Genomic DNA, 10101 nt, shown 5'->3' with positions numbered 1-10101 from the left:
TTTGGTGTCTTTGGACAGAGCGCCGAGCGTGCCACAAACCCTCGCCGTCCGCCCCGCCCCATAGCATCTTGATCCAATGCTTTTGCCGCCCACTGCTCCACGCTTGATTACCTGAGCGCCCCCTGAGTTTTGCCTTAAAGGCGGCGGCTCAACGGCGAGGTGTTTTCCAATGCTCCGCTTCCGGAGCGATTGACGGTAAGCGCTCCAATTCGCAGAGCCGGTCGATCTGCGTTTTGAGGCGCGCTGGCAATTTCGGCTCTGGTTTCAGCGACGCGCGTAGTCTCTCGCCGATCTCTCGAACGATGGCCCGGCTGTGCACGTAGTCAATGTCGATGCGGTTGCGCATAGCGGAGCCTTTGGATTGGCAATAACGGCACCGCCTCCGCCCCCGCACCCAACCGGGGCAGGCTGGCCCTTCAGAGGAACTGGAGACCGCCGCTTTTGGCTATCTGCGCGAGCGCTTGTATTCAGAGCAGCGGGTCGCTGGCAACGACCTTTGGCTATCCGCGACATGCGCCGTGTTAGTACCGGCGAGCGACGGTCTCATGTTTTTCTAAAGCCTGGCAGGCGCTTTTCGTTCCTTTGATCTCTCTGATCGTGACACGATGTTCCTTCGGACGAGGAACCCGGAATGCGGCGTCGACGCATCCGCTAGACCGCTAAGCGATCGCAGCCATGCACTCGGGGCCAACTGATACACGAACAGTACTCGGGAACTGTTTCTGAGAGTGCCCGGTTAATTCATGGGGCGATGAAGGGGACTATCGCTATGAGGACCGAATATCTCGCTGCGATTGCGATAGCTGTTCTTGCCGCTTGTACCGGGCTGACCACTCTCGGCTCGCTGCCGCCCGGAAAGCAGTCCACGCCGGCCGTCACGCAAGTGGCGGACCGATTAGCTCTGTCCGTAGATCCGTTTTTGATGCGGTCTGGTGGCTAATAGGCGGCGTAACTCGAAATGCATTGGCCGCCGGGTGATGTCGGCGAGCAGAATCGAGTTGCCGATCAGCCCAGGCGACCGCTTTCGTGTTCATCGAACAATGCTGTGTCAGTCGTGCCTACGCCGCCGCCCGATCTTCCTTATCCGCCCCGCGCATCACGATCCTGAGCGTCTCATCCGGCAACGACCGTTGCAGCGCCTTCGCCTCATCCCACGGCGCGCGCATCCAGACATCGCGCTCTTCATCAGTCGTCAGGATTACCGGCATGGCCTTCGGATGGATCGGCTCAATCACCGCATTTGGCGTAGTCGTCAGGAAGCCATACACGAGGTGCGGCCCCGGGGATCGGCTTGGACTTCGTCCCTTGAACTCAGTCCAGATGCCTGCGAAGGCCGTAAGCGGTCGGTCATCGTTCAGGCAAACCAGACGACATCCTTCTTCTTTGTCTCAGGGTTCGCCTCAGGCGCGTACTCGGCGAAGCTGTCGAAGGGGACGAGGCAGCGGTTCTCTGGCTTCAACCAGCCGCGCCAATGAGGAGATGACGTGTTGCGGATGTTGGTGACTGGAGGGCCGCCTGTGCGCGGCGGCGGTGGCATGCCCCAGCGCATCAGCGTCATCTCGGTGCCAGCCTCCCTGTTGCGGATCACAGGGGCCGGGTAGTCCGGGAAGACGCCGGGCATCGGCTGCAAGTTGCCGACGTAGCGATTGACCACGCGGAAGAGCGCGAGGATGGCGGCTTGGTTGGTGGTGATGCTGTAGAGGTTGCACATGTAGGTCAGCGGCCCGCCGACGTACTCGACCTAGGTCATCCCTTCCTGGTAGTCCGCAAACTACGGACGTAATACCCTTGTCCCTGAACGGCCGACCTGATCTCGTCGCTAACTCTGAAAACTCTTTTTCTGCTCTTCCGCCACTTATGTCTGGAGCTGAGCGTCGGTATCGCAGAGCCTTTGCTTAGAACGAGCAACTCGCGCTTATCATTGCGATAGACATCAAACACCTTTCGCCCCCGCTGATTATATTGGAATAGACATGAAATAAGTTTCGGTCCTAGACGGACCAGACTAATATCTATAAGGGCCGCGCGGGTTGTAATTCTGCAACGCTCGCCGCTTTCTGCTTCACCGCGTTCCGGATTGGGATCGAGCTGATACGCTTCCGGACAGATTGGTCGGCCTAGGCGATGCAACGAGGCCGCGGATATCGTGACCGGCGGGCCGCCAGTGTGCCGCGACGGCGGCATGCCCCAGCGCATCAGCGTCATCTGCTTCCGGCAACCGTGTTGCGGATCACGGGAGCCGGATAGTCGGGAAAGACGCCCGGCATCGGCTGCAAATTGCCGACGTAGCCATTGACCACGTGGAACGGACGCTAAGCATCCTGAATCAGAATGTCGGTCAGGCTCTTTTCGTCGCGCTGTCGCGGCGTCAGATCCAGTCCTGTCAGCAGATCGGCTAGATGACTTGTCATCAGCTCGGCTGCGACGTCGGTGTCGTGGCGGGCGATGGCGTCGACCAGATGATGATGGGCATGGCTTGCACAGATGGTGTCGCGCCGGATCCAGTACAATGCGATTATTAGCGATGAGCGCGTGACGAGGTCGGCGACGATCTCGCACAGGATCGACTGCGACGCGATCTTCGAGACCTCAACATGAAAATTGGCTGACAGCATCAGCGCGTCACTGTCGCGTCCTTCACGCACCGCTTCGTGCTCCTGATCGAGATGGGCGCGCAGCCGCGCCACGTCGTCGGCCGTAGCGCGCGCGGCGGCAAGCGCTGCCGCGCGCGCCTCGACCAGCATGCGCATTTCGAAGATCTCGCGGGCTTCGGTCTGCGAGGGTTGTGCCACGAAGGCGCCGCGGTTCGGCTCCAGGCGCACGAGGCGATCGTGCGCGAGCGCCTGCAGCGCGGACCGGATCACAGTACGGCTCACCGTGTAGATCGAGGCCAGTTCGTCTTCGGGCAACTTGGTGCCGGGCGCCAGCCGATGGGCAAAGATCGCATCCCGCAGACGGGTGTAGGTCGCGGACCACCGCGCCGCTGGTTTCAAGGAGTAGGTCTGTCGGTCTTCGGTCGTGTGCATGGCCTCAGAAGCTGGACGGAGATAGCGACGGTGCAAGGTGCGATTGGATTTGTGCACGCGTTTTCACCGTCATCATATCGCGTGCTTACCTGCAGGTGAAGTGGCGAGCGGGCGGGACGTCATGTCCGGCGCATGCTGTGGCTGCGGAGCTTCCGGCGCGAACGCGGCAAACAGGCCATCATAAGGCTTGACCCGCGGCGCGGCATAGCCGCCACGCTTTGATGTCTTGTGGCCGAGGCTCACCAGGCCTTCAGCGAGTTTCACCGCCGCGCCGACGCCGTCGACGACGGGAAGGCTGTGCTCGCGCGATAGCTCGGCAGCGAGATCGGCCATGCCGGCGCAGCCCAGCACGATCGCTTCGGCTCGGTCCTCGACCACGGCCTTGGCGATCTCGGCCGAGATCCGTTGGCGTGCGTCCGAGCCGGGAATCTCGAGATCGAGCACTGGTATTTCCGATGCTCGTACCCGCGCGCAGCGGCCGGCCAAGCCGTATTTGGTGAGGTTGTGCTCGATTGCTGAGACCGAGCGCGACAACGTCGTCACAACGCTGAAACGACCTGCCAGCAGGCTGGCGATGTGGAAAGCGGCCTCGCCGATGCCGATGACCGGTGCGGCGGTGAGGCAGCGCGCCGCATCCAGCCCAGTGTCGTCGAAACAGGCGATTACATAGGCATCCACATCTGGCGCGGCGTGTATCTGCGCTAGCAGGCCTGGAATCGAGAATACTTCGTCATAGTAACCTTCGATGCTCGGCGGACCGTATGTCGGATTGATAGCCTGGATCGCGGTGCCGGAAGCGGCGGCCGCTTGCGCCGCCACGCCGATCTTTTGCGTCATTGATGCGGTAGTGTTGGGATTGATGACCAGAATGCGCATAAGTGTTTACCTGGACTCACAATTCTCCGCCAAGATAGAGGGTTTTGATGCGTTCATCGTTGATGAGCTCAGCCGAAGGCCCGGAGAGCGCTACGGCTCCGGTCGAGAGCGCATAGGCGCGGGCGGATATCTTGAGCGCGATGCGCGAATTCTGCTCGACTAGCAGCACGCTGACCTGCTCGTCGCGATTGATGGCGACGATCGATCGCGCAATGTCCTGCACCAGTTTCGGGGCAATGCCGAGTGAGGGCTCGTCGAGCAGCAGCAGCGTCGGCCGGCTCATCAGTGCGCGGCCGATTACTAGCATCTGCTGCTCGCCGCCGCTCATAGTTCCCGCCGCCTGGCTATAGCGTTCGCGTAGCCGCGGAAAGCGCGTGAGTACCGCCTCGAGCGTGTTGGCGACTTCGGCCTTGTCGTGGCGGGTGAAAGCCCCCATCAGGAGATTGTCCTTCACTGACATCAGCGGAAACGATCGGCGGCCCTCCGGAACCATCGCGATACCCATCTTCACTAGCTCGTCGGGCGGGCGGCCATCGATGCGCTGGCCGCGAAACCGAATTTCGCCCTTGCGGATCTTGCGAAGGCCGGTGATGGCTCGCAAAATCGAGGTCTTTCCCGCGCCGTTGGCGCCGATCAGCGCCACGGTCTCGCCCTCGTTGACCTCGAGCGAGACGTTTCGCAAGGCGTAAACCTGATCGTAATAAAGTTCGACCCCGGAGAAGGTGAGAAGCGGCTCCATCGACTACATCCCGATCGATTCGTCGGCGCTGCCGAGATAGGCCTCGATCACACGCGGGTTTTGCTGGATCTCCGTTGGCGTTCCTTCCGCGATCTTCTCGCCGAAATTCAGCACGACAATGCGGTCGGAAATCTTCATGACGGCGGGCATATCATGCTCCACCAAGAGGATGGTAACGTCGCGATCGCGTACCGCGCGCACCAGCTGGACTGCACGTCGCGTTTCATCATGGTTCATGCCGGCAAAGGGCTCGTCGAGCAGTAGGATTTTAGGGTTAGTGGCAAGTCCGATGGCTATGCCTAGCGCACGTAGATGGCCTTGCGGCAGGGTGTTGGCTAACTGTCCCGCGATCGCGCGCAGACCGAGAAAATCCAGGATCTCATCGGCAGAGCGGGCAAACTCGCGCTCGTCGGCGCGCGCGCTTGTCGAACCGGTGTAGAACCCGAGCAAGCTGGCGCGCGAACGCAAATGGTGGGCGATGATGACGTTGTCGCGCACGCTCATAGTCTTGAATATGGTGGTTTCCTGGAAGGTGCGTACGACGCCGGCACGCGCCACGACGTGAGGGGCCAGACCGGAGATGCGGTTGCCGCGCAAAAGCACTTCGCCATCGCTCGGTCGCATGAACGAGGCGATCAGCTTGAACAGGGTCGACTTGCCGGCGCCGTTCGGCCCAATCACCGAAAGGATCTCGCCCTCGCGCACGGAGAAGGAGATTCCATTCACGGCGACGAGGCCGCCGAAGCGTTTGGTTAGAGATTTGACCTCAAGCAACTCGGCCACGGCTCAGCTCTCCTTCCGCCGCGGCGCAAATAGGCTGAGAATGCCGTTGGGTAGCACCAGCATCAGCGCGATCAGCACCATGGAATAGATCAGCAACTGGAACTCACCCGTCCTGAACAGGAAATCCCAACCGAAATACAACACGAAGGTGCCGACCAAGGGGCCCATCACGTGCCCCAAACCGCCGAGGAAACAGTTCAGCATGAAATTTACGGAGTCGGCGACGGCGAAGCTCGACGGATAGATCGATTGCGCGATGGCGACAAACATAGCGCCGCCAATGCCGCCGAGGAACGAGGAAATCGCATAGGCAATGATACGCAACGCGGCGACGTTGACGCCGATTGAGGAGGCCAGCTCTTCATTTTGCTGAAGCGACAGGCAGAGTTGCCCGATGCGAGAATGTACCAGACGATAGACGCCTGCGAATACCAGTACCATCAGCGCCACCGTTACGAAATAGAACGCCTGACGCGGGTTGGCCAGCGTTGCAAAATCCGGCAGTAGCGTGAGGCCGAACAGGCGGATCGCGCCTGGAGGCGGGATGTCGGTGATGCCTTTGGCGCCGTTGGTCAGCGGCACGGCGAGTGCCGCGAGCCGCGCCACCTCCGTCAGGACAAGCGTCACCATGGCGAAGTAGACGCCGCGCAGCCGCAGGATCGGCCACCCGATCAGGATGCTGATGCCAGCGCAAAACAGTCCGGCAAGCGGCAAGCTAAGCCAGAACGAGACGCCGCCGGCTGTGACGAGGATCGCCGAGACGTAGCCGCCGAACAGCGCATAGGCGCCCTGGCCGATGTTGATGCGGCCGATGAAGAAGGTCAGCCAAACGCCTGCGCTGGCGATGCTCAGAAGCGCGACAGAGGTCAGGGTATAATAGAGGTCGCTGCGGCCACTGACCGCGATGAGCCAGGGCACGAGGACGAAGGCGACGACCAAAAACAGCGCCAGGGCCGAGACTTTGGATGCGGTGCTCGTCATTGTCAGCCCCATGGTTTGCCCATGAGCCCGTTGGGACGGATACTCAGGAACACCATCAAGGCGGCGAAGATCACCAGATAAGTGACGTCGCCGTAGGCATGCAGTACCGACAGACCCACCGACTCCAGCATGCCGAGAATGAAGCCGCCGGCGATGGCGCCGCCGACCACGCCGGCGCCGCCGATCATCACCATCAGGAAGGCCTTGATCGAGATCGGCCCGCCGATGCCGGAGTTGACGCCGGTAATAGCGACCAGCAAGCCGCCGACCACGCCGGCCAGCATCGCGCCAAGCGCGAATCCGATCATGGAATAGCGATCGACATTGACGCCCATTAGCTGCGCCGCGACGCGGTCCTGGGCCAGCGCCCGCATCGCCCGTCCGGGACGGCTGAACTGCATGTAAGCCATAAAGCTCGCGATCAACACCAGAGCAATGACGCCGACGGTGATCTTATCATAAGGGATGATCAGCCAGTCGACGTTGAGCACACCGTTGACGATCTTCGGCACGCCGCGCTGCTTCTCGCCAAACAGCAGCAGGATTACTGCATCAAGGAAAAAGGCTGTACCGGCGGCGAGCAGCATAGTGCTCTCGTCGCGCACGCTACGCCGGATCACGGTGCGGAATAGAAACCGCTCGAACAGGGCGCCGATGATCGCCAGCGTCACGCCCGAACAGGCAAGCGCCACCACGAACGGCAGGTGCAGTTGGCCGTAGACCGTATAGGTGATGAAGCCGCCGAACACGTACATCTGGCCATGCGCAAAGTTCAGCACGTTCATCAGCGCGAAGATCAGCGTCAGGCCGAGCGCGATCAGGGCGTATTGTGCGCCGAGGTAAAGGCCGTTCACGATGACCTGTGTCATGTGCAGTCCCGTTCGAGGAGCGCGCGCAATCCGTTGCGCGCTACGGCTCGCGTCCGCCGCGGCAAGGGGAGGGGCGAACGACGCCAGCCTTAGGCTGCCGTCGCCCGCACCCGGTCAGAGGTGTCAATCGACGTCGGCGACGAACAGCGTTTCGAACTTTCCGTTCTTGTATTCCGTGACGACGAGTGGCACGGCGAGTTGACGCTTCTGGCCGAAAGAGGTGGTGCCGACGTAGTGAAGCATCTTGTCGCCCTTGACGTAGGGGTTGGGTGCCGAAAATCCGTCAATGGTTTTCTTGTACTCGGCGATATCGTCGATCGCTTTGGGGTTCGCCTTCAGAGTATCGATGATGTATTGGAGGGCGTATACCTTGGTGTTCGACTCATCGTTGTATTCGCCGAACATTTTCGTATAGCGGGCGATGAAGTCATCCATCGCCTTGGAGCGGATCTCTGGGGTCGAAGCGCCGCCGACCGAGATGAAGCCGTTGGCAAGTTCGCCCGCGCCTTCCTCGAGCACCTTGGCATCCTGCGCAGTTTCGGTTGAGAGCAGGCCCTGATAGCCGAGTTCGCGCGCGGCGCGGATCAAGAGTGGCGCGTTGGCCGGGGAGACGCCGGACAGCACCAAGAGATCGGGCTTCAGCTTGACGATCGGCGTCAGCACCGGTGTGAAGTCGCGTGTGTCGTTCTGGTAGGTGTCCTTGTCGGCGACCACTTGGAGGCCAAGCGCGTTGGCCGCTGCGACGCCGCCGTCGCGTTGACTGAGCGGATCGGATTCATTAGCTGCGACGAAGGCGATCGTCTTCACGTTCCTTTTGTCGTGCAGATATTTGTAGATCGCCGGGCCCGATTGATAGTTTGCGACCATGCCGAGCACCGCATTAGCGGCGGGCTTTGTGTAGAGCGCCTTCGGGAAGGCGTAAGGGAAATAGATTATGCCCTTAGCTTCCGCGACGGGGCGTACCGCGGCAGCGCCGTCGTCGACATTCGGCCCCACCACATAGTGGATGCCTTCCTGGGCCATCTTCTCCATGCCGGCAATGGCGCGCTTGGGATCTTTCTGGTCATCGAAGGTGACGATCTTGATGTCGTAGGTGCGATCGCCAATCTTGACGCCACCGGCCTCGTTCCATTGCGCCGCAAGCGTCTGCATCGAGCGTACGTTCGAGGTGCCCCAGGCCGCGGCGGGACCGCTGGTCACGCCGACGAAGCCGATCTTCAATTCGGTGTTTGCCGCCTGCGCGCCGGTCGCCATCAAGCCCAGCAGTGAGGCTCCAATCAGAGCCGATTGCACAGCAGAATACTTCCTGATCATCACACGTCTCCTCCGCTGAATAAGTCAACGCCCGACATTACGGGACCACCCCGTCGCAGGTCTTGGGCTGATCAAACGCGTCCGCCTCACGATTGTCAACAATCTAAATATGTTTTGTGAACAAATTAGGCCAGCTGTAGTATACAATGCTCGCGAGGGGCGCCGTGGATGAAGCGTCTCGTTCAACGTTGGGAGCTGAGCCGCTTGTTTGACATTGAGCAGGATTATCCGCGCGATCTCATCGGCTATGGCTGCAGCCGGCCTCAGCCAGCGTGGCCTCGCGAGGCTCGCGTCGCGCTGCAGTTTGTCATCAATTATGAGGAAGGCGGTGAGAACTGCGTCCTGCATGGCGATGCTGCATCGGAAGCTTTTCTCTCGGAGATCGTCGGCGCGCAGCCGTGGCCAGGGCAACGGCACGTCAACATGGAGTCGATCTACGAATACGGCTCACGCGTGGGATTTTGGCGGCTGTGGCGGATGTTCACTGAACGTAACATGTCGGTCACGGTCTATGGCGTTGCCTCCGCCATGGCACGCAATCCGCGGGCGGTGGCGGCGATGAACGAGGCCGGCTGGGAGATCGCTAGCCATGGCCTAAAATGGATCGACTATCGCAACCATACGCTGGAAGCGGAACGTGCAGATCTCGACGAGGCGGTGCGGATTCACACGGCGGTGGCTGGCGTACGTCCGCTTGGTCTCTACCAGGGGCGTACCTCGGTGAACACGCTGGCCCTTGGCGCGCTGGAAGGCGGCTTTCTTTATCTTGCCGATGCCTACGCGGATGAGCTGCCCTATTGGCAACTCATTGCAGGTCGTCAGCAACTGATTGTTCCGTATACGTTAGACGCCAACGACATGCGCTTTGCGACGCCGCAGGGTTTCAACAGCGGCGATCAGTTCTTCAGCTACCTCAAGGATTCGTTCGACGTGCTCTACGCCGAAGGCGGTGCAGGCGATGCCGGCATGATGTCGGTGGGGCTGCACTGTCGCCTGGTCGGCCGACCCGGCCGCGCCGCGGCGCTTGCGCGTTTTCTGGACTATGTGCAGGGCCACACCGATGTCTGGGTGGCGACGCGGCTCGACATTGCGCGCCATTGGATCCGCCATCATCCACCCGAGGGTGGCTACGTGCGCGGGCGCATGGGCCCCGCTCTTGTTGCCGAGGTGTTCGGCAATGGCGCAAGCGAATTGCCATAACGTAGTCACCGGAGTCGAACGATGTTAACTCTTCCGGTCGTGGCGCTGACAAAGGCAGAATTTGCGCCCTTCGGTGAAGTCATCGAGACAGACGACGTGACACCGAAGCTGATCAACGAGGGATTTGCCCGGCGCTACGACGATCTGGCCAGGATTGACGTTGCCTCGGAAGGCGGGGACGTCAACGTAAGCCTGTTCATCGGTGCAACAAGACCAACTCCGATCGTCATCAGGCTCATGGAGCGTCATCCCCTCGGCAGCCAGTTGTTCATCCCATTGAACGATATGCCTTGGTTCGTGGTCGTGTGCACAG

General features: G+C 60.9%; 10 protein-coding genes and 3 pseudogenes. 2 read left to right on the top strand and 11 right to left on the bottom strand.

The window, feature by feature from the left end; all coding sequences use genetic code 11:
• Window positions 1–148: 148 nt before the first annotated feature.
• The 11 genes and pseudogenes from Q2941_RS48740 to Q2941_RS48690 form a co-directional block, all read right to left on the bottom strand.
• Window positions 149–346 carry a hypothetical protein gene (locus Q2941_RS48740; protein WP_458197132.1) on the bottom strand — a complete coding sequence of 66 codons (198 nt, stop codon included), beginning with the start codon at window positions 344–346 and terminating at the stop codon, window positions 149–151.
• A gap of 712 nt (window positions 347–1058) precedes the next feature.
• Window positions 1059–1711 (bottom strand): annotated as a pseudogene (locus Q2941_RS48735) (SOS response-associated peptidase).
• A 35-nt stretch (window positions 1712–1746) separates the two neighbouring features.
• A complete protein-coding gene (locus tag Q2941_RS48730; protein ID WP_254113329.1) occupies window positions 1747–1941 on the bottom strand; it encodes a hypothetical protein in 195 nt (64 codons plus the stop codon).
• 231 nt (window positions 1942–2172) lie between these two features.
• Window positions 2173–2300, bottom strand: a pseudogene (locus Q2941_RS48725) (SOS response-associated peptidase); the annotation flags it as partial.
• 12 nt (window positions 2301–2312) lie between these two features.
• Complete coding sequence (locus Q2941_RS48720; protein ID WP_458197131.1) at window positions 2313–3026, bottom strand: GntR family transcriptional regulator; 714 nt, start codon at window positions 3024–3026, stop codon at window positions 2313–2315.
• Between the two features lie 72 nt (window positions 3027–3098).
• Window positions 3099–3902, bottom strand: coding sequence for an aspartate/glutamate racemase family protein (locus Q2941_RS48715; RefSeq protein ID WP_084801759.1), 804 nt, complete (start codon window positions 3900–3902; stop codon window positions 3099–3101).
• Window positions 3903–3918: 16 nt separating this feature from the next.
• Window positions 3919–4641 (bottom strand): ABC transporter ATP-binding protein, encoded by a 723-nt coding sequence (locus tag Q2941_RS48710; RefSeq protein ID WP_458197130.1) that lies wholly within the window; start codon window positions 4639–4641, stop codon window positions 3919–3921.
• Between the two features lie 3 nt (window positions 4642–4644).
• Window positions 4645–5424 carry an ABC transporter ATP-binding protein gene (locus Q2941_RS48705; protein ID WP_027527136.1) on the bottom strand — a complete coding sequence of 260 codons (780 nt, stop codon included), beginning with the start codon at window positions 5422–5424 and terminating at the stop codon, window positions 4645–4647.
• Between the two features lie 3 nt (window positions 5425–5427).
• Window positions 5428–6405 carry a branched-chain amino acid ABC transporter permease gene (locus Q2941_RS48700; RefSeq protein ID WP_458197129.1) on the bottom strand — a complete coding sequence of 326 codons (978 nt, stop codon included), beginning with the start codon at window positions 6403–6405 and terminating at the stop codon, window positions 5428–5430.
• A gap of 2 nt (window positions 6406–6407) precedes the next feature.
• Window positions 6408–7274, bottom strand: coding sequence for a branched-chain amino acid ABC transporter permease (locus tag Q2941_RS48695; RefSeq protein WP_458197128.1), 867 nt, complete (start codon window positions 7272–7274; stop codon window positions 6408–6410).
• 123 nt (window positions 7275–7397) lie between these two features.
• Window positions 7398–8588: an ABC transporter substrate-binding protein gene (locus tag Q2941_RS48690; protein ID WP_027527139.1), complete on the bottom strand. Its 1191-nt coding sequence runs from the start codon at window positions 8586–8588 to the stop codon at window positions 7398–7400.
• 168 nt (window positions 8589–8756) lie between these two features.
• Between Q2941_RS48690 and puuE the strand changes: the two are divergent.
• Together puuE and Q2941_RS48680 are read left to right on the top strand one after the other, a co-directional pair.
• Window positions 8757–9767, top strand: a pseudogene (puuE, locus tag Q2941_RS48685) (allantoinase PuuE); the annotation flags it as partial.
• A gap of 42 nt (window positions 9768–9809) precedes the next feature.
• Window positions 9810–10101 (top strand): ureidoglycolate lyase (locus Q2941_RS48680; protein ID WP_458197127.1); only part of this gene is annotated, 292 nt, incomplete at its 3' end.

The organism is Bradyrhizobium sp. UFLA05-153, from assembly GCF_054185185.1.
Note: the sequence above shows the minus strand (reverse complement) of the source record. Positions and strands in the feature narration are given on the sequence as shown.

What these genes read in the sequence shown, in the direction of transcription:
- Q2941_RS48710 (WP_458197130.1), bottom strand. Translation starts at nt 4,641, where the DNA reads ATGGAGCCGCTTCTCACCTTCTCCGGGGTCGAACTTTATTACGATCAG.
- Q2941_RS48690 (WP_027527139.1), bottom strand. Translation starts at nt 8,588, where the DNA reads ATGATCAGGAAGTATTCTGCTGTGCAATCGGCTCTGATTGGAGCCTCA.
- Q2941_RS48740 (WP_458197132.1), bottom strand. Translation starts at nt 346, where the DNA reads ATGCGCAACCGCATCGACATTGACTACGTGCACAGCCGGGCCATCGTT.
- Q2941_RS48720 (WP_458197131.1), bottom strand. Translation starts at nt 3,026, where the DNA reads ATGCACACGACCGAAGACCGACAGACCTACTCCTTGAAACCAGCGGCG.
- Q2941_RS48700 (WP_458197129.1), bottom strand. Translation starts at nt 6,405, where the DNA reads ATGACGAGCACCGCATCCAAAGTCTCGGCCCTGGCGCTGTTTTTGGTC.
- Q2941_RS48695 (WP_458197128.1), bottom strand. Translation starts at nt 7,274, where the DNA reads ATGACACAGGTCATCGTGAACGGCCTTTACCTCGGCGCACAATACGCC.
- Q2941_RS48715 (WP_084801759.1), bottom strand. Translation starts at nt 3,902, where the DNA reads ATGCGCATTCTGGTCATCAATCCCAACACTACCGCATCAATGACGCAA.